The organism is Segatella baroniae B14 (assembly GCF_022024235.1).
Lineage (GTDB): Bacteria > Bacteroidota > Bacteroidia > Bacteroidales > Bacteroidaceae > Prevotella > Prevotella bryantii.
Genome location: NZ_CP091799.1, coordinates 462,726 through 489,075, shown reverse-complemented (window position 1 = coordinate 489,075; position 26,350 = coordinate 462,726). Strand labels below are relative to the sequence as shown.

Here is a 26,350-nt window from a genome sequence, read left to right as displayed (position 1 = left end):
TAGACATAAGACGTAGCAGATTGTTACAATAAAGATAAAAAATAGTAGGTATTTAGAAAAATATCTACTATTTTTTTTGTAAAATCAACAAAAAGCAGTACATTTGCGACTACTTAAATTATATGCCATGAGACAACTAAAGATCACAAAATCAATCACTAACCGTGAAAGCGCCGCATTAGACAGATATCTACAAGAAATCGGTCATGAAGACCTTATATCTGTTGATGAAGAAGTAGAACTTGCCCAACGTATAAAAAAAGGCGATAAAAGAGCATTAGAAAGACTCACAAAAGCAAACCTTAGATTCGTGGTCTCTGTTGCAAAACAATACCAGAATCAGGGACTAAGCCTTCCTGATCTTATTAACGAAGGAAATTTAGGGCTTATTAAAGCTGCAAAAAAATTTGATGAAACAAGGGGCTTTAAATTCATTTCATATGCTGTGTGGTGGATTCGCCAAAGTATTCTTCAAGCCATAGCAGAACAGAGTCGTATCGTTAGATTACCACTAAACCAAGTAGGCAGCGTAAATAAAATAAACCGACTTGTAAATAGTTTCGAACAAGAAAACGAACGACGCCCAAGTGTTGATGAAATTGCAGACAATATCGATTTGCCCGAAGATAAAATCGCAGATGCACTAAACGTGAATACACACCATGTAAGTGTTGATGCACCATTTCAAGAAGGTGAAGACAATAGCTTACTTGACGTACTTCCAAATACGGATATACCTTCAGCAGACAGTGAGTTGGTGCACGAATCGTTACGTGAAGAAATCGCACGAGTTCTTGAAACGCTAAACCAGCGAGAACGCAATGTCGTAGAGGCTTTTTTCGGAATAGGACAAGCCGAAATGACCCTGGAGGAAATTGGTGACAAATATGGACTCACTAGAGAAAGAGTTAGACAAATTAAGGAGAAAGCTATAAGGCGACTCCGTCACAATACGAAAAATAAGTACCTAAAAAGTTATTTAGGTCAATAAAAAATTATCATAAATGAAATTTATAAAATACACTCTGTTAGTAGCACTTTATGTGATATCAGCATTCTGTGCAAATGCCAAGAATAAGCAAACAACTCTTTATATGTATGGAGTTGCAGCTTCGTTTAATGACTCAACCATCTATTTTACCGATGTACAACAGGTAGATTCTGCATGGATTGAAACAAGTAATAATTTTCTTATAAGCCGAGACAATTATTCATACCAACTTAGAGATTTTCTTGCAAACCATGGTGAACCTAACAGAACATGTATTGTTTCTTTTGCAACAACAGCTAAAAAAGCTCAGAAGAAATACCAAAAAACCTTGAACAAATATCTTAATGCCAAAAAAGAAAATTTTGATGTAAGATATCTGAAGCGTGAAGATTTTGCATTCAAATCTATTGCACCTTACGAAGCTGAAGAACAAAACGCCGAAACAAAAAAAGAAAAGAAAATTAAGAAGAAAAAAGAAAATACTAGAAAACGACCAACTTTAGGAGCAAAACCTCAAGAAGGAATGCCTAATCAGCCACCTATGGGCGGCGATATGATGTAATCATACATTTGATTTTCTGCTTTAAAAAACACAAATATGAGTAATGTTTATTACTACAACATTGCTGAATATGATATCCGAATTCATTTTTCAAATACGAGATATCATCCACAATATATATTATCTTCCTTTGAGCCTTTTCGACAAGAAAAGCCCAAAGGAAAACTTTTTTTTGACTTTACCATAGACAACCATCTATGTCCTTATCCAAAGGAAAAAGTAACTCCAATTCGTACATTCGATACAGGAAATGGAAATACAACAGTAGATTTGCTCGATAATGGAGGATACCAGTATATTATTAAAGATATTGAAGGAAACAAATGTGCTTTACTCATTTCAAATAAAGACTTTTCAGAATGTCATTGCGCTTTACGTGGCACTTTTGCCATGCAGCGCTTTGGTATAAACAATGCACTGATGTTAGTATTTGCATTTGCCGGAAGCTTCCACCAAACACTTTTACTTCATGCCTCACTTGTAAGAAAAGATGGCTATGGATATGCTTTTATTGCCAAGAGCGGCGTAGGAAAAAGTACACACGTAAGTTTATGGTTGAGAAACATTGAAGGTTGTGATTTAATGAACGATGATAATCCGATTTTACGCATTATCAATGGAAAGCCTTTCATTTACGGTAGTCCTTGGAGCGGTAAAACACCATGCTATCGCAATATAAAAGCAAAATTAGGTGCAATAACAAGAATAGATCGAGCGTCGCAAAACAGCATAGAACAAGTTAGACCAGCAGAAGCCTTTGCATCCCTATTGCCAGCATGTAGTACAATGAAGTGGGATCAAGTTATTTTTCATCATACCTGCAATACAATAGCTCATATTATAGAGACCACATCTATATATACCTTACATTGTTTACCTAACGAAGAAGCTGCAATAATATGTCAGAAGATCATATCCAAGAATTGAAATTCGCAAATTCTATTTTCATTCCTGAAATCATAAAATTTCTGGAACAAGGACATACTGTTACTATTAAACTTAAAGGATATTCTATGCGACCATTTTTGGAAAATAACCGAGATAAAGCTATTCTTCGCAAACCTGACAAACTGAAAATAGGAGACGTAGTATTAGCAGAAATTAGTCCTCAAAATTATGCTTTACACCGAATTATTAAAATAATTGGTGAAAATATTGTACTACGTGGTGATGGCAATTTAACATGTGAATACTGTAAATCGGAAAACATCAAAGGATATGCAGTAGGATTCTATCGGAAAGGAAAGAAAAATATGGACTCAACTAACAGCATGAAATGGAAATTATATTCAAAAGTATGGTGTGCACTATTTCCTATTAGACGCTATCTCCTTGCGTTCTATCGAATATTATGGATACCTCTTTTCGAGACAAAATAAGAACGTTACTAATTATATTATTATAAGCAAAACAGAAAACTAATGAGAGCAAAAAGTGGATTCTTCCTCAAAAACATATGCGGAGAAAGCATTATCATCGCTGAGGGTGCTGAAAATATCGACTTCAGCAAGATTATTAGCATGAACGAAAGTTCAGTCTATCTGTGGGAAAAAATACAGAATATAAACTTTACAGAAGAAACTTTGGCAGAATTATTAATAGAAGAATATGAAGTAAGCAAAGAGAAAGCCTTAACTGACTGTCATGCACTTATCAAACAATGGATGCAAGCCGGCATCATAGAATGCGATAATAAAGTTGAAATTACAAAGGGGTGAGTCATAATAAGACACAACCCCTTACATATTTGAATAGTATTGATTCCATCTCTATAATAAGAAAAATAAAGAGACACCAAGCACAGAAATCACAGCACCTGCAACAACCTTAAGTGTCAATTTCTGATGAAAGAAATACCAACTAGGCAAAAGAATAATAATAGGAGTTGTAGCCATCAATGTTGAAGCTATACCTGCCGCAGTATGCTGAACAGCCATCAGAGAAAAACCTACTCCTAAAAAAGGACCAAATAAAACCGCTAGCAATAACATGCCCATTCCCTTATGTTCACGATGACTTTTCTTAAGCTGTGAATACTCACCACGAACCAATAACCAAATAAAAAAACATATAAAACCTGCTATACATCGAATCATATTTGCCGAGAAAGGAAGATAGTTTTCTAACTGAGGCAATAGCTCATGAGGAACACCTGCCGTATATCGATCAAGCCCTATCTTAGACAAAACTAATCCTATGCCCTGTCCCAAACCTGCACCCAAGCCAAAGAGAACTCCTTGCCAAGGCAAATTTAATTTTACTTTCTTACCTTCTCCACGGCCCAATACAGTAATTGCAATTCCCAACAATGTTACCATCATAGCAACAAGAGATTGCCAAGAAAGCTGCTGCCCAAGTGTAAACCATGCAGCAAAAGCTGCAGCCATTGGAGCTATTGTCATAAAAAGTTGACCATATCGACTTCCTATCCATATATAACTATTAAATAGACACCAATCACCAAAAAAATATCCGACAACTCCAGAAAAAAGTAACCATAACCATGTTCCTCCATCTGCATAAACAGGAAACCAAGTTCCTGTAAAAAAATACATAAAAAAAGCAGAACACAAGAATGCCAATAACATTCGCCATACATTAGAGACAAAAACACCCATTCTCTTGGTTGCAACTTCTGATGCCATTGCAGTTATTGTCCAACTGAAAGCTACACCTATTGAAATAATTTCACCTATAAATTGCATATATTTTTACTTAATATGTTCGTAAACGATGCAAAGATAACCATTTTTACACTTTTGACAAAATAAATAAGTACCTTGTAACAAGTAATTCTATAAAATCTGGATATAATATGAAATCAACATACTGGAATAAATTATGTACTCATAAACAAAACTACGTAAAAACTAAATAAAAATATTGTTCGCGACTTCATGTAATCAGTTCGCTTTTTCGGGTATTACTACACCACCTTACATATAAATAGTTTTTTAACGGTTATGACATTATATTATCATAAAAAAAAGGTAACTTTGCAATAATATTATAATAGATACTTGTTATACATGAGAAAAATATTTATAACAATAGCTTTATTAAGTTCTTTCGAGTATGTTGGAGCACAAAATACGTTATCACTCCAATATTGCCGCAAACTAGCTCTTGATAACAACAAGCAATTACAAATATCTAAAGTTGCAGTTGATATTGCAGAAAACGTTCAAAAGTCGGCAAAAACAAAATATCTCCCCAAAGTAGACGCATTGGGCGGATATGAACTTTTCTCAAAGGAAATCTCACTACTCAACGCTGATCAAAAATCAGCACTATCTGGACTTGGTTCAAACATAGTTTCTCAAATGGGAAACGGATTAACTTCTAGAGTAAGTGAACTTTTAGGCGGATTAGTACAAAGTGGCATTTTACCGGCTCAAACAGCACAGCAATTAGGACAGCAACTTGGCCAAGACCTGAATGGAGCTGCAGAAAACGGCAACACTATTGGGAATAAAGTAAAAGATGCACTACGTACAGACACACGAAATATTTGGGCAGCAAGCATCATGCTGAGACAGCCAATTTACATGGGAGGTGCAATCATTGCAGCTAATAATATCGCTAAAATTGGCAAAGATATGGCTATTAACAATATGGACAACAAACAACAAAATGTTCTCTATGCTGTAGACAATGCCTATTGGTTAACCGTTTCTCTTAAAAACAAGGAAAAACTTGCATTGCAATATCGAGAACTCCTTGGCAAATTAAATAATGATGTCCATAAACTCATCAAGGAGGGACTAGCTACAAAATCAGACGGATTAAAAGTTGAAGTAGCTGTAAATGAAGCCGACATGAATATTACACGATTACAAGATGGTGTAGCCCTAGCTAAAATGTCTCTTTGTCAACTCTGCGGAATAGATCTTAATGAAGGTATCGTACTAGAAGACGAAAACAAAAATTTTTCAGAATCTACCGAAACTAATATAGCTACGACAACTGACACAAGTTTTCAAGCTCGACCTGAGGTTAGATTGTTGCAAAATATGGTTGATATTTCAGAGCAAAACATAAAATTAACACGCGCACTATATTTACCACATATCGCTCTCACGGGCGGATATATGGTAAGTAATCCGAATATATTTAACGGCTTTGAAAAAAAATTCTCTGGTGTTTGGAACGTTGGAATTCTCGTTCAAATACCAGTATGGAATTGGTTTGATAGTAGATATCGTATACGTACCAGCAAAGGTATGACTCAAATAGCCTTATTGGAATTGAATGACGTAAAAGGCAAGATAAGTCTACAAGTTGCTCAAAGCCGATTCAAAGTTAACGAGGCAACCAAAAAACTGAATATGGCACGAAAAAATATGGAGGCTGCTCAGGAAAACTTGCGTTGTGCTAATCTAGGTTTTAAAGAAGGAGTCATGAGCGTTACTGACGTCATGAAAGCACAAACAGCTTGGGTAAAAGCCCAAACCGAAATTCTCGACTCTGATATTGATGTTAAACTCTCACAAATAACTCTCAATAAAGCTTTAGGCTTATTCAAATAGAACTAATTAACGTACAACAGAATATAGAAAAATAAAAAATATGTCAAAAACATCACAACATAGAAATATATTACTAGCCATTGGCGGTTTTATAAGTGTAATCGTTATTGTAGGTACAATTGGATACTTCACCGTGGATAGAGAACCGACTACAATACAGGGATCGCTAGAAGTCAGCGAATATAGAGTTTCTTGTAAACTTCCTGGTCGTATCAAGGAAATTCGTGTACAAGAAGGAGAAATAGTACACAAAGGCGATACTCTAGCCATACTTGAGATACCCGAGATAAATGCACAAGAAGACGTAGCAAAAGCAACTGCTGGAGCAACAGAGGCTTTAAGTGACTTAGTTGAAGCTCCTACACGTAAAGAAACCGTAGAAGCTGCATACCAACTATATCAACAAGCAGTTGCTGCCATGGGCATTGCTGAAAAAACATTTGGTAGAACAGACCGTTTATATGCTGAAGGTGTTGTAACAGGACAGAAACGCGATGAAGCTCAGGCTGCCTATACTGCTGCTAAAGCTGCTGTTGCTGCAGCTAAATCACAGTGGGAATTAGCTAAAAATGGTGCTAGAGCTCAACAAAAAGAGGCTGCTATAGAACAAGCTAAAGCTGCCAGAAGCGCTGTTAACGTCGTAAAATCTGTATTAAAAGAAACTATTCAAGTTGCCACACATGATGGTGAAGTAAGTACTATTTATCCAAAAGTTGGTGAACTTGTTGGACTTGGAAGCCCAATTATGAGTATATCTATAATGGATGATATGTGGGGAACCTTTAATGTACGTGAAGACGAACTTAAAGGTCTAAAGATTGGAGACACTTTTACAGCATTTGTTCCTGCTTTTAACAAAGATATTAAAATGAAAGTTTATGCTATGAAGGATGCTGGATCATATGCTACATGGAAGGCAACCAAGACTACGGGGCAATACGACTTGAAGACTTTTCAAGTTAAAGCACGTCCTATAAACAAATTTGAAGGACTTCGCCCAGGCATGTCTCTTATCGTAAAAAAATAAAAAGAATGAAATGACAGAAGACAGAGAACATACATGTTTAGATAGCTCAAAGCAAAAAAAAGCTAACATTCTGCAGTGTATAGGAAGATTAGCCTATCGAGAAGCAGGATTTATTACAAAAAATCCTGTTTATCTCTTTTGTGGTGTTATCTTCCCTATCATCGTAATCCTCTTCTTTACATCACTCATGAACGAGGGCGTACCTACCGATATGCCTTGCGGTGTTGTTGACCTAGATAACACTTCAACTACTCGTGAATTAATAAGGACTTTAGACAGTTTTGAATCAACTCAAATAACCGACCACTATTCTAACGTTGCAGAGGCTCGTAAAGCCATTCAAAGAGGCGACATATATGCTTTTATCTACTTTCCAGAAGGTACAACTAGAGATTTATTGGGCAAAAGACAGCCTAAAATTTCATTCTATTATAGCAGTGTTGTCATGGTAGCAGGAAATATGCTATTTAAAGATCTAAAAACCGTAAGCAGTCTAGGTTCAGCTGCAATAGGTAAAGCCAAGCTCAATATGATTGGAAAAAGTGAAAGCGAAATTATGGCTTTTTTACAACCTACAACTGTTGACTTACACATGATTGGAAATCCATGGGCAAACTATAATGTCTATCTCAGTAGTGTCATGATTCCTGGTGTTCTTATGCTTCTCATGTTTCTTATAACTACCTATTCCATCGGAACGGAATTAAAATTTGGACTTAACCATGAATGGTTAGCTATGGCTAATAACAATATTTGGATTGCATTAACTGGAAAACTACTTTTTCAGTTTGTAATCTTCTTCTCCATAATGATGGGATATATGTGGTATTTATATGGACATCTCTGTTTTCCACATCCAGGAGGCTTAAAAGTAATAATACTTCTAGCCTTTTTGACTGTAGTAGCAGCCCAAGGTTTTGGAGTATTTGCTTTTGGTATTGCACCATCATTACGCATGTCAATGAGTATTAGCTCTCTATGGGGAGTAGTAGGGTTCTCCGCTTGTGGTGCAACTTTTCCTGTATTTGCGATGGATTCTATCATAGAAGCAGTAGCACAGCTCTTCCCATTACGTCATTATTACATGATATACCAAATGAACCTGTTTAATGGTTATCCATTATCTGATGCATGGTGGGACATAACTGCACTCACAATCTTTGCATGCCTACCAATATTAGTTACCTGGCACATTAAAAAAGCCATGGTTGAATATGTTTATATGCCATAAAGCTATGAATAAGACCGATAATAATATAATAGAAAAGTGTACAAGTTTCATAACAGACATTATCTATGTATGGTGGGTAGAATTAAAAAACATCTTCAAGGATGAAGGTGCTCTTATCTTTATGGTAGTTGTGCCTCTTGCCTATCCCCTACTATACTCATGGATATATAATAATGAAGTTGTTAGAGATGTTCCTGTTGCAATCGTAGATATGTCTCATTCCTCAAAGAGTAGAGAGTTTATACAAAAATTAGATGCAACACCTGATGTTAAAACAACTTATTTTTGCAATAATATACAAGAAGCTAAAGATCTTGTTGGAAAACAAGTTGTACATGGAGTTATTTATTTTCCTGAAGATTTTGAGAGAGCTATTGGTCGAGGTGAGCAAAGCCATATAGGTTGCTATTGTGATATGAGTTTAATGCTGACATACAAAGCTATTTATCAAGCTACACAGTCTGTATCACTCGATATGAATACAGAAATACAGAAACCCAAATCATTTAGTTTCACTTCTCGCGATGAAGAAATCAACACAAAACCTCTTGAATTTGATGAAGTCAATATCTTCAATACAACAGGTGGATATGGCAATGCCTTACTACCAGGTGTTCTTGTATTAATATTGCAACAAACTTTGTTATTGGGCATTGGCTTATTAGCAGGAACTGCTCGTGAAAAAAATCCAGGAAACCATCTGGTTCCTAACAGTCCACATTATAGTAGTGCTATTCCCATCATTACTGGTAAGGGTTTAAGCTACCTCATGGTATATGCCGTTATGGCTGCATATATCTGCTTATGTGTACCAAGATTCTTTCACTTTACTACTTTAATAAACAAGTGGGATTTACTTACAATCATGGTCCCATACTTATTAGCTGCAATTTTCTTTGGTCTAATGCTTTCATGTACCATTAGATATCGAGAAAATGTAATGTTACTTGTTGTATTTACATCAGTACCATTCTTATTCTTAGCTGGCGTTAGTTGGCCTCTAAGCAATATACCAGGAATCTGGCAGGGAATTAGTTGGCTAATTCCATCAACATTTGGTATTAGAGCCTTCCTTAAATTAAGCAGTATGGGAGCAGACATGTCAGATATTCAAACTGAATATCTTGCTCTCTGGCTGCAAACTGGTATTTATTTTATCGCATCTTGCTTAGTTTATCATCACCATATTCAACGAACAAAACAACCATGTGAAGATGAACAATAAAATAAACATATAAAAGAAGGTAAGCAATTACTGCTTACCTTCTTTTATATAACCTTTTGATATTAAATCATAATAAAGAGCTTCTAATTCACCTCTTGTTAGATGTTCAACACTATGTTCGATAATTCTTATAAGTTCATCACGACGATACTCCCCAGATGAACCAAATTTATTAAAGTCCATAATAAAAGACAGTATTTATTTTTTTACTTCAGGAACAGCAAACTTATCACCAGTCTGCTTAATAACCTCTCTAAAATAACTCTTAGAGAAACCTGGACGTATAGTAGGAGCTGCAATACCCTCTTTAGTCATTTTAAAGGCTCCATTTTCTTCTGGTTTTACTACCATATCATTGTATTTAACAATCATATAATAAGCCATTTTTTTCCAATCTGATAGCATCGACTGAGCCTTATCATTACTATAACTATTCAGATACTTGACTGCTTCCTCTGAACTTTTCTTATAAAGTTGTAAAGCATTTGCTTCAACTTGCTTCTGATCTTTAAAATATGAATTTTCTAGGCTGTCTCTAACTTGTTTCAGAGTTGGAAATAGCATAGAATATCTAGGATACACCATATTACTAACCCAGTTACATACCCAGAAAGCATTTTTATCAGAAAAAGTTACATCATCAGCACCGGGAGTGTTATAGCACTCAGGCTGAATCGTGTTACCACAATAAATAGGAGTATACGCAATCATGTTGGCATCATCATTGCCAAACCATAGAACACCACCAATTTGACGAGGCAACCAATTGCGCATCTGACTAACAAATGTAAAACCTGTCTGCTGTGTACTTATTGGTCGCTCATTAAAATATTGCTTACCATCAACCTCAAAAGTAAGTGGACTTGGGCGATAAGGCATTTCCCAAAGACCTCCACCAATATCTTCACCATCAGCTACAGACAATGGAGTACCCTCATAGTGGTCACGCATACACATTTCCACATCCTGAACGCTTAATTTACGATTAGGCAAAATCCAAAGAGGCATATCTTCAGCATTTGCATCCTTTCCAAGAGCCCAAGGAAGCCAGCGGCTCATATCATGAAAATGGTTGAAGAAACTCCAAGCACGTGCATCGCAAAAGCGTCGACCTTCAAAATCTGGGAAAGCATAGGTATTCTTCCAAGAGAAGTCCTTATCCTTACCCACATACCATCCTTTATTACGAGCAAAACTAACAACATTTTTACTATGAAGTACTTCTGTTTTATAAGCAGAGAATACACCTATTCTACTTTGGTTAGCATGAGCACAAATAGCATTATCAGGGATACGAACTGCACACCATACAACTTTATTATGTTTATCACCACCGCAGCCTTGCATCTCAAGAATCCATGCTTCATTAGGATCACAAATAGTGAAAGTTTCACCTTCTGAATAGTAACCATACTTTTCGACTAAAGAAGTCATAACCTTAATTGCTTCACGTGCTGTCTTGCTTCGCTGCAAACCAATATAAATTAAATTTCCATAATCAATAATTCCTGTAGTGTCAACCATCTCATGTCTGCCTCCATAAGTGGTTTCCCCTATAGTTACTTGAAATTCATTGATATTACCTATCACATTATAAGTTTCTGCAGCTTCTGGTATTTCACCAAGGTATTTATGAGTATCCCAATCTACAATCTTACGCATTTCACCCTTAGCATGCTTAGCCGCAGGATAATGACATAAACCTATATACATACCATAAGAATCTGCATTGTAACTACAAATCACCGACCCATCAACAGATGCAGACTTACCTACTATAAAATTTGTACATGCCATTGAGGTATATAATCCCAAAATGGCACATACAAAACTGATCAAAATTCTTTTCATATTTTGAAATCAACTAAAAAATATGCAATGCATAATTAATCACAAGCCTTAAAGCTCATATCAAGCCCCTTAACTGAATGAGTTAAAGCACCTACAGAGATAAAATCTACTCCTTGTTCGGCATAACTACGAATTGTATCAAAAGTAATGCCACCAGAAGACTCTGTTTCGTAACGATGATCAATGATTTTAACAGCTTTAAGAGTATCTTCTGGAGTAAAGTTATCCAACATGATTCGGTTAACGCCACCACAATCAAGAACCTGCTGAAGTTCATCAAAGTCACGAACTTCTATTTCAATTTTTAGATCAAGATTATTTTCCTTAAGATACTCATGGCAACGATTAATTGCATTTGCAATACCTCCAGCAAAGTCGATATGATTATCTTTAAGCAGAATCATATCAAATAGTCCGATACGATGATTCATACCACCACCAATCTTAACAGCCTGCTTCTCTAAGATACGAAGGCCAGGAGTTGTTTTGCGAGTATCGAGGACACGAGTACCTGTGCCTTCAAGTAACTTTACATACTTATTTGTCATGGTAGCAATACCACTCATACGCTGCATGATGTTAAGCATCAAACGCTCTGTCTGAAGCAAACTTCTAGTTTTACCAGTTACAACCATTGCAATATCACCAACTTTAACAGGAGTTCCATCAGTAATTAATACATCAACCTGCAATGTTGGATCAAAACGAGCAAATACTTTTTTTGCAATTTCTACACCTGCAAGTATACCATCTTCTTTTATCAATAAATGGCTCTTACCCACAGCATTTTCCGGAATACAACAAAGAGTTGTATGGTCACCATCACCAATATCTTCTGCAAAAGCGAGGTCGATTAATCTCTCCTCCAATTCATCTACACTTAACATAAAATCCAAGTTTTAATATTTTTTATTCTAACATTCTACCATTCCAATAAGCTCTAAGCACATGAAACTCATCATAATGTATTTCAATTTTTCCACCTAACCATTCTGTCATTGGCATTTCATCAGAAAATTCTGAATAATCTACAACAATACCATCAACAAGCGTAACAAAAGCTTGATATAATGAATGATCAGCTAACTCTACAATATGTGCTGCAAAACGACGACTAGCCATTATTTTTTCTCTACTTTCATTTTCACTGCATCTTCTGCTTTTACAACTCGAGTTAAAACTCTAGCAGATCCAAGAGACTCATCAGGAACAGATGAACCAGGAGCCGGTATATGACTAGAGTCTAAACGAGATTGCTGTAAAGAATCAGATGAAAGGTTTGTAGAAGTAATAGATTCTCGTATATGCATACGAACCATTTTTATATTATCTATGATTAGCAATCGCAAAGTTGTCTCACTACTTCCCACATCATTACCTTGTCCCAACAAAAAGTAGCCCTTAATGGCTTTGATACCGACTCGATCGCGATCTTCAAGCTGTATATTGAAATGCTGACTATTTTGGATATGAAGCAATTGAGAAGCTACACTATCATTGGCAAAAGTAACTGCTAAAACGACAATGCCATCACGCATTCCGTCTTGATATAAGAACTGTGCATCAAAGTCAAAAAGTATACGGTCACCCTTATGATACGCAGAATCTACAGGTAACGAAAATGTTTCTAAATTAAAAGGCTTGTTTGGAGAAAGAATTAAAGCATTATTGCCATTCCAAATATTTGTGGTATCACCAGATGCAACATCACCATAACGTTGTAAATCATTAGCGTCCGCTCCTAATGCAACACTTTCGTTTTTCAATCTATCCACAAGATTTTTATAAACATCATGAAGCAACTCTGTATGACGCGAATAATATACCATTGAACTATCAAATTCAGCTTCTGTGACATTGTACTTTTTGAGTATGGCAACACGATATGTTATCATATCGGCACCACTTCCACCTCTCTGGTTATCAGCCATTGCCTGAGCTATATGATAATCATATAAAATATCCTCCATTTCATCACTAGACAAATATTCACTAGGAATACCTGGCTTACAAGACTGCAAAAATAAAAGCAGTACAAAGAAGGAACCAACAAGCTTTAAAAATACTTTCAATGTATATAACATATTACTTATCCTCCTCTGTTACAGGATTCTTTTTATTACGCTTAGTAGAAAAAGAAGTACTTAAATCATCTAGATCTTTTCGACAAAAAAGCAGCATACTAATCACACCAACACTGACACAAGCATCGGCATAATTAAACACAGGACTAAAAAAGACAAACTCTTCACCACCCCAAAAAGGAAACCAGTCAGGCCACGTTGCTACAATCAAAGGAAAATAGAACATATCTACTACTTTACCCAACAAGAAAGAAGAATAGCCCTGACCAAATGGAACAAAATAAGATACATAATAAGGTGAAGATGCATTGAAAATCAATCCATAAAACATTGAATCAACCATATTTCCAAATGCACCTGCTAAAATAAGAGCCAAACAAACAACATAACGCAAACGCGCATTCTTTTTTATTTGCCCATACAAATAATAACCTATCAAAGATATAGCAACTAAACGGAACAAACTGAGCACCATCTTATTAAAAAAAGTCATGCCCCAAGCCATACCATTATTTTCGATAAAGTTAATATAAAACCAGTCTGTAATACGAATAGACTCGCCCAAACTCATTGATGTCTTAACATTAATCTTTATAACTTGATCAATAATCAATGAAATGACTACAATGAGTATGGCGAGCCAACCTTTATGATTTTTCAAAAAATTATTCATATTCAAATATATACATGATTCTAAATCATGCAAAGTAACTTAATCAGTGTCTTCGTGCATTTTTTGACTCCACACTAAGTGTGGCATGTGGAACTGCACGTAATCGTTCTTTCGGAATGAGCTCTCCTGTAACTCGGTCAACTCCATAAGTTTTATTCTGGATTCGAATAAGTGCGGCTTCAAGACCTTTAATAAACTTTTGTTGACGCTGAGCCATTCTTAGGAGATCTTCCTTTGATTGCACTTCAGTTCCTTCCTCCACAGCGTGATAAGTCGGAGACGTATCAGCAACATCATTACTAACGGAATTGTCTAACTGTGACATCATATCCTTATAGTCACGTCGAGCTAAAGCTAATTTGTCATCAATAATAGCTTTAAACTCTGCAAGTTCCTCATCTGAATAACGTTTTTTGGCTGTAGTCATAATAATTATTTTTATAAGGTTAATAATAAATTGGGGAGAGATCGTTTTCTCTCTCCCCCAATTATCGCATTAATATTAATCTTTTACAACTTTGATATTAATAGAAAAGTCATCAAACTCAGTTGCAACTCCATCATTATCAGCAATAGTTATACTATTGGCCAACACCTGTCCTTTAATTAATTCAGCATATGCCTCAACGGCTTTCTCTACCTCTTCTTGAGGAGCAAGAGTTATTTGGACACGATCAGTAATCTCAAGCCCAGAATCCTTTCTAATATTTTGGATTCGGTTAATTAATTCACGAGCCATACCCTCCTTTTTCAACTCCTCAGTCAATTCCACTTCAAGAGCAACTGTAAGATTACCTTCATTAGAGACCAGCCAACCTGGAATATCCTCAGATATAATCTCGACATCAGCTACATCAACAGTAATTGACTGATCTTCAAGTTCGAAGCAATAAGAACCATTCTGCTCAAGCAAAGCTATCTGTTCCTGGCTCAAAGTACTCATATGAGCAGCAACTCCCTTCATAAGTTTACCATACTTCTTACCCATAACACGGAAATTGCATTTTACCTTCTTGACGAGAATACCTTGACCCTCAACAAACTTAAGTTCCTTGACATTCACCTCATTTTTCACAAGTTCAGCTACAGCTTCGATATGAGCCTTTTGCTCATCGTTAACTGCAGGTATCATAATCTGCTGAAGTGGCTGACGAACTTTGATATTTACCTTACGACGAAGAGCAAGAACCATAGAAGTAATCTTCTGAGCGATAGCCATACGTGCCTCTAAATCAACATTAATTGCTGTCTCATCTACAGCAGGATACTGTGATAAGTGGACACTAGCCAAATTACCGCCCAAATCCTTATATAATTGATCTGCGAAGAACGGCGCAAATGGAGCAACAACCTTAGCCACAGTCATCAAACAAGCATAGAGAGTCTGATAAGCACTCAGTTTGTCTTCGCTCATCTCTTTACCCCAGAAACGCTTACGATTCAAACGAACATACCAGTTACTCAAGTCGTCATTAACAAAAGATTCGATCAAACGACCAGCACGTGTAGGATCATAACTATCCAACTCCTTCTGTACATTTTTAACTAATGTATTAAGACATGAGAGAATCCAACGATCTATCTCTGGACGCTTTTCGAAAGCTACCTGTGGAGCATCTACATCAAAATTATCAACATTTGCATAAAGTGCAAAGAAAGAATAGGTATTGTAAAGAGTTCCAAAAAACTTACGACGCGTTTCATCTACACCATTAGGATCAAACTTCAAATTATCCCATGGTTCACTATTTGTAAGCATGTAAAAGCGTACAGGATCAGCGCCATACTTATCAATCATCTCAAATGGGTTGGTAACATTACCTACATGCTTACTCATCTTGTTACCCTTTGCATCAAGTACTAAACCTGAAGAAATAACATTTTTGAAGGCAACCTGGTCAAATACCATGGTTGAAATCGCATGCAAAGTGAAGAACCAACCACGAGTTTGGTCTACACCCTCATTAATGAAGTCTGCTGGATAATAAGCTGGAGGTACAGGGATACCTGTATATGTGCTATGTACCAATTCTTCTCGATACTCGGCTTCACTCTTGCCTGTAGCAGCCAAAGCCTCAGCATTCATAGCTCCCTCAAATGGGTAATGCTGCTGTGCATAAGGCATTGAACCAGAATCAAACCAAACATCAATCAAGTCACTCTCACGATACATAGGCTTACCTTCCTCATCTACCAATATTATACGGTCAATATATGGACGATGTAAATCTATCTTATCATAGTTTTCCTGACTGTAATCACCAGGAATAAAACCTTTATCCTTCAAAGGGTTAGAAGTCATAACACCTGCAGCAACAGACTTTTCGATTTCTGCATATAACTCCTCTAAAGAACCAATACACTTAGCATTACGATTTTCATCACGCCAAATATTCAATGGAGTACCCCAAAAACGTGAACGAGAAAGATTCCAGTCATTCAAGTTCTCAAGCCAATTACCAAAACGACCACTACCAGTTGATTCTGGCTGCCAGTTGATTGTTTTGTTTAACTCTACCATACGCTCTTTTTTAGCTGTGTCTTTAATAAACCAGCTATCGAGTGGATAATAGAGAATTGGCTTGTCTGTACGCCAACAATGAGGATAATTGTGTACATGCTTCTCTATCTTGAACGCAGTACCTTCCTGCTTCATCTCCATACAAATGATGACATTAAGATCTTCAGCCTTTTCACTAGCTTTCTTATCCCAAACGCCATCAGGATTATATTTCGGATCGTATGAATTCTTTACATAATCACCTGCATGGTGACTATATACATCATTTACACAAGCCTTTACAAAATTAACATCAAGATCGTCTACTAAGTAATACTTACCCTGGAGATCAACCATAGGACGAGTTTCTCCCTTCTTTGAAATAAGATAAAGAGCAGGGATATTAGCATCCTTAGCAACCTTAGCATCGTCAGCACCAAAAGTAGGCGCAATATGTACGATACCAGTACCATCATCAGTTGTCACGTAGTCACCCAATATAACTCTGAAGGCCTCATCAGCCATTTCCACAAACTTATCGCGCCCATCCTCACTGGCAAATACCTTTTCAGGATGCGCCGCAGCATATTCATTAACAAATGAAGGTGCAAAATCGCCAATTTTTTCACAAGGCTTAACCCATGGCATTAACTGCTGATAGTGTATACCTTCAAGGTCTGTTCCTTTAAAATGAGCAATAATCTTATAAGGTACGTATTTATCACCATGCTGATATTCTGGCAGTTCGCCATCATCCGTAACTTGACCTTCAGGCTTCAAATAAGCATTAACCAAATCATTAGCCATGATGAGGGTCATCTTTTTTGCATTATATGGATTATAAGTTTGAATAACCACATAATCAAACTTAGGACCTACACAAAGAGCTGTATTAGAAGCTAAAGTCCAAGGTGTTGTTGTCCAAGCTAAGAAATAAGGAGCACCCCACTCTTTTGCATGCTTCAAACTCTGACTTTTAGTTTTCAAAACTTCCCAATCAGCTGGTTGAATAGCAAATTGAGCAGTAACAGTTGTATCTTTAACATCACGATAGCAACCAGGCTGATTCAATTCATGAGAAGATAAGCCAGTACCTGCTCCAGGAGAATAAGGTTGAATAGTATAGCCCTTATAAAGTAAACCTTTATTATAGAGTTGTTTCAACAACCACCATAGTGTTTCAATATACTTATTGTCATAGGTAATATAAGGATGATCAAGATCCACGAAATAGCCCATTTCTTCTGTCAAAGTACGCCATTCCTGAGTAAACATCATGACATTTTCACGGCATTTCTTATTGTAATCTTCTACTGAAATATACTTTTCTGAAGCCTTATTATCAATATCCTTTTTCGTGATACCTAATTCTTTTTCCACACCAAGTTCTACAGGAAGTCCATGAGTATCCCATCCAGCCTTACGATGAACCTGGAATCCTTGCATAGTTTTGTATCTATTAAAAGTATCCTTGATAGAACGAGCAAGGACATGATGAATACCCGGATGACCATTAGCAGATGGAGGTCCCTCAAAGAAAATAAATTGAGGACATCCTTCACGCTCATCAATAGATTTGTGGAAAATATCATTCTTTTCCCACTCTGCTAAAACGTCTTTATTGGTCTTAACAAGATCAAGACCGTTATGTTCGGCAAATTTCTTAGCCATGATATGATCTTTATTTATTACGTAATATTTTTTAATGAGCGCAAAGTTACACAAAAATATTTTTTTCACCAAATAATTTATGAACTACATAACTTTGCACTCTATTTGTAACTATTCATTATAGATTCTCTAAATCCTTTAACCATATTGTAGAAACGGCATCAGAAGGCATACGCCAATCACCACGTGGACTCAAACTGACACTTCCTACCTTTGGGCCATCAGGCAGACAACTACGCTTAAATTGCTGATTAAAGAAACGACGAACAAAGACTTTTAACCACTTTTTTATAGTTTCATCATCGTATTTTCCTCCAAGATCAGCCCCTTTCGTTTCTTTAACTGTATCAGAAGTAGGTTGCTCAAAAGCATGACGTGCCAGCATATAGATTTTCTTTGGACGAAAACCAAAACGCAAGAAATAATACAAGAAGAAATCATGTAACTCATAAGGTCCTACAAGATCTTCTGTTTTCTGCTTGATATTACCATCTTCATCAGCAGGTACTAATTCTGGACTTATTGGTGTATCAATGATATCTAACAACGTTTCTTTCGAAGTTTCATCAACTGAAGTCATAGCAACATAGCGTACCAAATATTTTATCAATGTTTTGGGGATACTACAGTTTACGCCATACATACTCATATGATCACCATTATAAGTCGCCCAACCTAATGCTAATTCAGACAAATCACCTGTACCGATAACCATTCCACCAAGTTGATTACTCAAATCCATCAGAATTTGAGTTCGTTCACGAGCCTGTCCATTCTCATAAGTGATATCATGCACCGATATGTCATGACCGATATCTTCAAAATGCTGCGTTACCGATTTAGCTATACTTATTTCACGAATAGTGATTCCCAAACCATTCATCAAGGATATAGCATTGTTAAAAGTACGATCTGTTGTACCAAAACCAGGCATGGTTACGCCAACAATTCCCTTTCTGTCAAGTCCCAACCGATCAAACGTTCTGCAACATACGAGCAAAGCCAGCGTTGAATCTAATCCTCCACTAATTCCTATAACAACGGTCTTGCAATGAGTATGAACCAAACGTTTGGCCAAACCCATGGTCTGAATATTAAAAATTTCCTCGCAAGATGCATTCATATCTGAAGACGTAGGAATAAAAGGATGAGCATTAACCTTTCGCTCTAACTTAAAGTCATGAATTATATCACTCGATTTAGCATCAATCGTTCGAATAGCAAATTGCCCATTCAATTCTGAATATTTGATATTACGCTGAGCATTTACATACGTACTATTGGTACGTCGTTCACTACGAAGTTTTTCCACATCAATCTGGCTTACAACCATTTGTGATGAAACAGAAAAGCGATCACCTTCTTCTAGCAATTGTCCATTTTCATATATTAGCGCATTGCCCCCATAAACAACATCTTGTGTACTTTCACCAAAACCACAACTACTATAAATATATCCAGTCATAGTACGTGCACTTTGTTGCGCCAACAGACTCTTTAGATAAGCATGCTTTCCAATTAGTTCATCACTAGCAGAAAGATTAAAAATCAAATCTGCACCTGCCAAAGCTAATTTATTACTTGGCGGTGCCGGAGCCCAAACATCTTCACAAACTTCTATACCAAACTGAACACCATCTGCTGTTCTGAAGAGTTGAACATCAGGAGTAAGTTGTAAAGTATGACCTGCATAACGGATACTCATGTTTTTTAAATCCTGTGCAGAAGCAAACCAACGCTTCTCATAGAATTCGCTATAATTTGGTAAATATGTTTTTGGAACAATACTTAGAATCTGCCCTTTCTGAATAACTACGCCACAATTTAGGAGTAAGCCATTAGCCGCAACAGGAGCACCTACAATAGCGATAATATCCAATTTTCGAGTAAAATCAAGCAACATCAATATCGCATTTTCAGATGCTTCCAAAAGAAGTTGCTGCCCAAACAAATCCTGACAACTATAGCCTGTTATCGAAAGTTCTGGGAAAACAACTATTTCAACACCCTTACCCTCTGCTTGAGCTATAATACTTTCTATTTCGTGTGTATTATATTCGATATCGCCAACTTTCACATTAGGAACTGCTGAAGCGACTTTAATAAAACCGTAGTTCATATTGACATTGCTTATCATATTAACAATTCTAAATTAGCGGATTGTTACCTGAGTTGCACCATAACCATATTCTTGGAAAGAAGCATCTTGATAGGTACAATTCTTATAACGATAATTCAATTCGTGCACTAAAGCTTGACGTAGCACACCCTCTCCTTTACCATGGATAAAAATAATTTTTTGTCCTTTTTTCTTTTTATTTTCATCCATTATTTTCTTAAAGTAGTCTATCTGATAATGAAGAATATCAGCAGAATTCATACCCTGAGTAGTTTCCAAGACTTCATCTGCATGTAAATCCACAATAATTGTTCCATCATCTTTCACAGTCTTCTTTTTCTCCGTCTGCGCCACAACAGCATCGTCCTTATACATTTGAGCTTTCAAACGTTTACTGTCAATTATCAATGGACGAGCGACTTCATCATTATCAACGATTGTATAGAGTAATGAAGGCTGTTCGAAGAAATCATTTTCTTCAAAAGCATGAAACTTATAGAACTTAATAGGATCAATACGGAATTGAACATCTATTGCTGGTTTCAATAAGAACGGCTTATCCTTTTTAAAAGCCATCATTTGCATAGCAACACGACCTAAATCATTCAGATTCTCACTATTTACATCTTCTATAAAAAGTTTCATATTTGGTTCAACAACACCCTGCGCTTTCAATGTCCACGCATTACCTTCAGAAATAAAATACACATACTGAAGATAATAATTGCTATCATTAACCAAGTAACATTCAAACTCTGTTTTTTCAAATTCCTTGATATTTTTAGGAACGAATGCTAAGAAAGCAGAAAGTTTATTACCTCCCTGACGTTCCTCAACTTGCTTTTGAAAAGTAATTTCACGATCAGCCGGATCATAATCATCAACCTCCATGGACACGGCTTCATCATGAGCACTCAACATAGACTTGATACTACGACTATCATGTGCAAGTTCTGTATTAGCATGAGCTTCGGCTGCCTCACGAGCATCCATCTTTTCATTGATCATTTTACCCATGCTATAATCATCCTGCTCTACTACAACAATATCAGTAATTGGTGTTGGAATCTGAAAGCCATCTTCATCTTCTACCAATACGATATTACCTTTTTGAAAACCGGCAACTTTTCCACCACCAGTTTCTGACAAAAATCTTACTTTATCACCGATTTTAACTTTCATAACTTACCTTGATATAATTAGTAATTAAGGAATCAGCAGAGAACTATCTCCATAGCTAAGGAAACGAAACTCATGACTTAAAGCATAATCATAAACCTTTCGCCAATCTCCTTTCAAAAATGCACTAACTAAAAGAAGTAAAGTACTTTGTGGCTGATGAAAATTAGTTATAAGCATCTTAACTATCTTATATTCATAACCTGGAGCTATAATAATTTGGGTGCTGCTATGTAACGCTTCCAAATTATTTCGATCCAAATAATCTAAGATATTTTGCATAGCTTTCACAGCCGTAATTCCATCTACAAGTTTTCCATCTCGCCCATCGTCATAAGGAGTCCATTGATGGACATGCAACTCGTCTTCTGAAGCATCAGGATGATGTTCCAAATAGACACCCATATAATAAAGACTTTCAAGAGTACGAACACTTGTTGTACCAACAGCAATAGCACTACAATCATGTTCCAAAAGTCTCTCAAAGGTATGACGATGCACTACAATATACTCTGTATGCATCTCATGTCCATCTATTTCTACACTTTTTACAGGTTTAAATGTTCCCGCTCCAACATGAAGGGTAACCTCATCACGTACAATTCCATGTTTATCTAAGTCCGACAAAACAGAATCTGTAAAATGAAGACCAGCAGTAGGTGCAGCAACACTTCCTTTTATTTTACTATAAACAGTTTGATAAGTTGTCTTATCGCTTTCTTGAGTTTCTCTGTTCAAATATGGTGGTATTGGCAGTTCCCCGACAGCTTCAAGAATTTCAGCAAAATTTACTTTTTCAGTATTCCACTCAAAATCTACCCAGTAATTAGTTCCACCAGAATGAGTAGTCAACTTTTCTTGTTCTGGAGTCAAAGCTTCGCCACGACGAAGGGATGCTACCAACGTAAACTCATGACCATTAATGGAAAAATCACGTTTAAGAGAACCTTCTTTCCACTTTTTCAGATTACCTATCATACATAGCCAAGCACAATGACCTGTCGTTTGAAACATTAATTCATAATCAGTAGGTGCAGCAGGTTCCATTAAGAACACTTCGATTAAAGCTCCAGTTGCTTTACGGAAATGCATACGAGCCTGAATAACTCGAGTATTATTACAAACCATTAGTGCACCTTTAGGAAGATGGTTAGGAATATTATAAAATACATCTTCACTAACTTCACCATGCTTGTACAACAAAAGTTTAGAATGATCACGCTGACTTAGAGGGAATTTTGCTATTCTTTCATCAGGCAAATCATAACTATAATCACTTATTTTTATATGTTTTGTTTCCATTTCTCGCACAATTTAAAAAGTAAATAAAATTCCTTTCATCACAACATATATTAAGATAAAAGATACTACTGTCAATACCATATTGATATCATCCAAATCATATCCTGTTTGTGTATACTGACAGGATATATAATTTGCATTTGTTGAAATCCTACGATAAACATTTTTAAAGACTACATAACCTATTGCACCAGCAACACATCCCCATAAGATTCCACAAATAATATCACTTGGATAATGCATCCCCAAATATAGTCTTGTCCAGCAATTAATTAAACTCCATGAAAAAAGCGTATAATTAAGGACTTTGCTTCTTACCAAAAGACAAAAAAATATGGCAATAGACATTGTATTAGCAGCATGAGCAGAGAAAAAACTAAATTTATCCCCACTTACATTAGCAACCAAATCCAAAGAACTCTTAAATGCTGGATCATTAAGAGGACGCAACCGTCCAACCCACGGTTTAATAATACCATCAGTCATTCCGTCAGCTAAGAATACACATAGGAAAGCACAACCTATTGCCAACATAATTTGAGCCATATTCTCATTATTTTTAATAACAAGAAACAATAATGCCATATAGAGTGGAATCCATGTCAAGCCATTTGTTAATGACACAACCACTCCATCTAAAAAGAGGCTTTCACTTCCATTAAAAAATAGTAAGATTGCTCTATCTATATCTAAAAGACCATTAAAGTCCATTTCACCTTATAATAATACTAATTTCCGTAAATAAACCAAAATAGAAATAATCATATTTCTTCTATTTGTTTCGTTTCAATCCATCCTTCACGACCATCTGCTAGTTTTATACCTCTCCAATCCTTCATTGTCTTATCTGTAATATCAACATGAGTTCCTTCATGAATTACAAAAGATTGTGTACTATTTGTCGAAGGTGTCTTCATAACATTTACTGTAGGAGCAATGACTATAGCTCCGGATCGATTCAGAAGCGTCTGCTTCTGCTGAAAAGCAAACAAATTGGCCATTAGGAATAATACGATAAAGAGAATACCACCAAAGAAACCAATTTTCCTCATCAGGATATTATATGAGAACAAATATATCAAAGTAAGAACCAAAGCTACAATGATAAAACCAATAGCCATGCAAGCCCAATTGTCCACACTCGTAAAATTAACCAAAGAATGATACCATGTAACAAAAAACATTTCATTAATCGGTGTAATTTTATCGATAGTCTTACTACTTGCAAATTGAAGATTAAATCGGATATCAGCATCACCTGGTGCAAGTAAATAAGCTCGCTCATAAGCCAAGATAGCCTGAGTAAGGTTGTCTGTACGGTAATAAGAATTACCTAAATTATAATATATATCGGCAGATACTCCTCGTTTCAATATTTCGTTATAATCTTTGATTGCCTGATGATAATTTCCACGAAGATATTCAGAATCAGCAATTTTTTTACTTGCAGCATCTGCACTGCTCTTTGGCGCAGCCTGTGCAGACAATGATACCATTACAAAAGCAAAAAGCAACAACAAAGTATGAAATCCTGATTTTCTCGCTTTTTTAGAAGCTTTAAGAGAATCCTCAATATGTTCAATTGCAGTCATAGCAGATTCAAATGTCTTATTCATATTACCAGTTGGATCACCAGGAGCATAACGTTCAAACTCACACTCGTCTAAAGCACTAACAAACTTTTTAATAGTTTCACTATCCACATGATTATTCGCCAAATTATCCTGAATATTATCACGAGAAAGGGTTACTACTGGCATATTTAATTTATCACCGACATATCCCCAAAGTGCTCTTAGAACTTCATCATAAAATTCTGCCTGTCTATTTTTAAACATCAATTGACTGGCCTTCTTAAGTCGTTTACTAGCAATTTTATTTGCTCTGTTTCTACGCTTCCCTACCATATCGGCATTTTCCAACGCACGCTGACGGAAAACAATAAGCAATGCTACAAAGATACAGATACAAATAGTCAGCCAAATCGTATAAGAAGTACTGCCAAAGAAGAAATCATGCTTTTTACTAAGTTCAACAGGTCCCTTCTTTATAGCATGAATATCCTTATCGATATCTTGAGTAAAATCTGCAGAAGAACTTAAGCCACCATCACCTCGCTCTACATGAATTGTAAAAGGCTGAGTCTTAATTGTTTTGTACGCATTCTGTGTAACATCATAATAAGTAAAAGTAACAGATGGAATAGTATAAGTACCTTGATTTCTAGGAACAGCCATAAAATCATAAACCATATTACCTTCCAAACCATTCGCAGTCAACTTTGTCTTATCGGTAACTTTGGGATCATAAGTATCGAAATCCTTAGGAAAATTAACTATAGGCTGCTTTATCAACTTTAAGTTACCAATACCCCCTACTACAATACGAAGATTAATAGGATTACCCGATTTCAATTCCCTTTTATCCAACTGCGCAGAGATATTAAATTTACCAACTCCACCAGAGAAATCTGTAGGACGATTAGGTAACGGATCTACAGTTATATCAATACTAGGAGCTTTTATACTCTTTTTTACTTCAACATAACCAGAACCTCCATTAAAGAAAGCCTCAAACGGATCTACACTTCTATTTTCTTGAACAACAATACCATTAAAAGTAATGCTAGGTATTGTCAGTTTTCCTGTCATTTGAGGATACATAACATACTGACTCCAAGTAACACACTTATAGGTTTTGCCTCCAACTTTTTCTAGATGAAAAGACTTCTGTTGAGGTAACTGAACCTCTTGAGAATGAAAGCCTTTTAAATCAGGCATTTTACCCTCCAATTGAGTCAAATCCACCTGAGTATATACCTTATAGGTTAGAAGTACGGGCTCCTGCTCATGAACATGTTTTTTATTCGCACTAACACGAATAAACAAGTCATTTCCAGAGATAGGAGTACCAGCAGATTGCATACGGGAAGTATTAACATTATTCTGATGCATTGAAGGCTGCTGGTTATTCGAAGATGAAACATGGCCAGAGACATGTACTGTCACGGCATGAGAATGAATACGCTTTCCGTTAACAATAGCATAAGCTGGTGGAATTTTAAACGTGCCATCCTTTGAGGCATACAAAGTATAAGTAACCGAAGAGGAACTACTTGTATGCCCATTAATCATCTGAAAACTAGACTGCGAAGATGTATATGGACCTGCCAGTACCTCTAATGCTCCTGGTATATTCCCTGCACGAAACTCTTCTACATCTTGCGTATTCACAGTATAAGCCAGACGAAAATTCTCTCCAGCTGCGACATGAGATGGAGCAGATACAGTTATAGATTGTGCTTTAAGTGCAATAGCATTCAAAGCACAAAATACACATAATATGAAATATCGTAAAGTCAATCTCATCCTCTAAAAATTTATATCTATGTTTAATAACATAATTC

The 26,350-nt window shown here is 36.2% G+C and carries 23 protein-coding genes; 9 read left to right on the top strand and 14 right to left on the bottom strand.

The window, feature by feature from the left end:
* Positions 1–127: 127 nt before the first annotated feature.
* From L6469_RS02065 to L6469_RS02045, 5 genes are read left to right on the top strand one after another with little or no spacing between them, the layout of a single operon-like run.
* Positions 128–991 (top strand): RNA polymerase sigma factor RpoD/SigA, encoded by an 864-nt coding sequence (locus L6469_RS02065; RefSeq protein WP_027453451.1) that lies wholly within the window; start codon positions 128–130, stop codon positions 989–991.
* A 13-nt stretch (positions 992–1,004) separates the two neighbouring features.
* Positions 1,005–1,553, top strand: coding sequence for a hypothetical protein (locus L6469_RS02060; protein ID WP_074548326.1), 549 nt, complete (start codon positions 1,005–1,007; stop codon positions 1,551–1,553).
* A 36-nt stretch (positions 1,554–1,589) separates the two neighbouring features.
* Complete coding sequence (locus tag L6469_RS02055) at positions 1,590–2,480, top strand: hypothetical protein (protein WP_006282386.1); 891 nt, start codon at positions 1,590–1,592, stop codon at positions 2,478–2,480.
* Complete coding sequence (locus tag L6469_RS02050) at positions 2,453–2,932, top strand: S24/S26 family peptidase (RefSeq protein ID WP_006282387.1); 480 nt, start codon at positions 2,453–2,455, stop codon at positions 2,930–2,932. The genes L6469_RS02055 and L6469_RS02050 overlap by 28 nt, the downstream gene beginning before the upstream one ends.
* Before the next feature lie 42 nt (positions 2,933–2,974).
* Positions 2,975–3,271 carry a PqqD family protein gene (locus L6469_RS02045; protein WP_006282388.1) on the top strand — a complete coding sequence of 99 codons (297 nt, stop codon included), beginning with the start codon at positions 2,975–2,977 and terminating at the stop codon, positions 3,269–3,271.
* 51 nt (positions 3,272–3,322) lie between these two features.
* Here the strand turns inward: L6469_RS02045 and L6469_RS02040 are convergent, their stop codons facing one another.
* Entirely contained in the window at positions 3,323–4,258 is a 936-nt protein-coding gene (locus L6469_RS02040) for a DMT family transporter (protein WP_006282389.1), read from the bottom strand.
* 324 nt (positions 4,259–4,582) lie between these two features.
* Between L6469_RS02040 and L6469_RS02035 the strand changes: the two genes are divergently transcribed.
* From L6469_RS02035 to L6469_RS02020, 4 genes are read left to right on the top strand one after another with little or no spacing between them, the layout of a single operon-like run.
* Positions 4,583–6,082 (top strand): TolC family protein, encoded by a 1,500-nt coding sequence (locus tag L6469_RS02035; RefSeq protein WP_006282391.1) that lies wholly within the window; start codon positions 4,583–4,585, stop codon positions 6,080–6,082.
* A gap of 40 nt (positions 6,083–6,122) precedes the next feature.
* On the top strand, positions 6,123–7,109 hold the full coding sequence (locus L6469_RS02030) for an HlyD family secretion protein (RefSeq protein ID WP_006282392.1): 987 nt from the start codon (positions 6,123–6,125) through the stop codon (positions 7,107–7,109).
* Positions 7,110–7,119: 10 nt separating this feature from the next.
* On the top strand, positions 7,120–8,340 hold the full coding sequence (locus L6469_RS02025) for an ABC transporter permease (protein WP_006282393.1): 1,221 nt from the start codon (positions 7,120–7,122) through the stop codon (positions 8,338–8,340).
* Positions 8,341–8,344: 4 nt separating this feature from the next.
* The gene (locus tag L6469_RS02020; protein ID WP_006282394.1) at positions 8,345–9,565 is read left to right on the top strand and encodes an ABC transporter permease; all 1,221 of its coding nucleotides are present in this window, start codon (positions 8,345–8,347) and stop codon (positions 9,563–9,565) included.
* A gap of 27 nt (positions 9,566–9,592) precedes the next feature.
* On the opposite strand, the gene L6469_RS02015 is transcribed toward L6469_RS02020, so the two are convergent.
* The 13 genes from L6469_RS02015 to L6469_RS01955 all read right to left on the bottom strand — a co-directional run bounded on the left by L6469_RS02015 (position 9,593) and on the right by L6469_RS01955 (position 26,312).
* Complete coding sequence (locus L6469_RS02015; protein WP_006282395.1) at positions 9,593–9,748, bottom strand: hypothetical protein; 156 nt, start codon at positions 9,746–9,748, stop codon at positions 9,593–9,595.
* Between the two features lie 15 nt (positions 9,749–9,763).
* A complete protein-coding gene (locus L6469_RS02010) occupies positions 9,764–11,416 on the bottom strand; it encodes a dipeptidase (RefSeq protein WP_039870369.1) in 1,653 nt (550 codons plus the stop codon).
* A 35-nt stretch (positions 11,417–11,451) separates the two neighbouring features.
* Positions 11,452–12,303 carry a carboxylating nicotinate-nucleotide diphosphorylase gene (gene nadC / locus L6469_RS02005; protein WP_006282397.1) on the bottom strand — a complete coding sequence of 284 codons (852 nt, stop codon included), beginning with the start codon at positions 12,301–12,303 and terminating at the stop codon, positions 11,452–11,454.
* A gap of 22 nt (positions 12,304–12,325) precedes the next feature.
* Positions 12,326–12,538, bottom strand: coding sequence for a hypothetical protein (locus L6469_RS02000; protein ID WP_006282398.1), 213 nt, complete (start codon positions 12,536–12,538; stop codon positions 12,326–12,328).
* Positions 12,538–13,500 carry a DUF4296 domain-containing protein gene (locus tag L6469_RS01995; RefSeq protein ID WP_006282399.1) on the bottom strand — a complete coding sequence of 321 codons (963 nt, stop codon included), beginning with the start codon at positions 13,498–13,500 and terminating at the stop codon, positions 12,538–12,540. The genes L6469_RS02000 and L6469_RS01995 overlap by 1 nt, the downstream gene beginning before the upstream one ends.
* 1 nt (position 13,501) lies before the next feature.
* On the bottom strand, positions 13,502–14,173 hold the full coding sequence (locus L6469_RS01990) for a lipoprotein signal peptidase (RefSeq protein WP_027453445.1): 672 nt from the start codon (positions 14,171–14,173) through the stop codon (positions 13,502–13,504).
* 43 nt (positions 14,174–14,216) lie between these two features.
* Positions 14,217–14,600, bottom strand: a complete 384-nt coding sequence (locus L6469_RS01985; protein ID WP_006282401.1) for a TraR/DksA family transcriptional regulator — start codon at positions 14,598–14,600, stop codon at positions 14,217–14,219.
* A gap of 75 nt (positions 14,601–14,675) precedes the next feature.
* Complete coding sequence (gene ileS / locus L6469_RS01980; RefSeq protein WP_006282403.1) at positions 14,676–18,344, bottom strand: isoleucine--tRNA ligase; 3,669 nt, start codon at positions 18,342–18,344, stop codon at positions 14,676–14,678.
* A gap of 118 nt (positions 18,345–18,462) precedes the next feature.
* Positions 18,463–20,463, bottom strand: a complete 2,001-nt coding sequence (locus L6469_RS01975; protein ID WP_006282404.1) for an NAD(+) synthase — start codon at positions 20,461–20,463, stop codon at positions 18,463–18,465.
* Positions 20,464–20,496: 33 nt separating this feature from the next.
* Entirely contained in the window at positions 20,497–21,645 is a 1,149-nt protein-coding gene (locus tag L6469_RS01970; protein WP_006282405.1) for a DUF2027 domain-containing protein, read from the bottom strand.
* A gap of 24 nt (positions 21,646–21,669) precedes the next feature.
* Positions 21,670–22,944 (bottom strand): S-adenosylmethionine:tRNA ribosyltransferase-isomerase, encoded by a 1,275-nt coding sequence (locus L6469_RS01965; protein WP_006282406.1) that lies wholly within the window; start codon positions 22,942–22,944, stop codon positions 21,670–21,672.
* 12 nt (positions 22,945–22,956) lie between these two features.
* Positions 22,957–23,655, bottom strand: coding sequence for a phosphatase PAP2 family protein (locus L6469_RS01960; protein WP_006282407.1), 699 nt, complete (start codon positions 23,653–23,655; stop codon positions 22,957–22,959).
* 50 nt (positions 23,656–23,705) lie between these two features.
* Complete coding sequence (locus tag L6469_RS01955) at positions 23,706–26,312, bottom strand: BatD family protein (RefSeq protein ID WP_006282408.1); 2,607 nt, start codon at positions 26,310–26,312, stop codon at positions 23,706–23,708.
* Positions 26,313–26,350 lie beyond the last annotated feature (38 nt).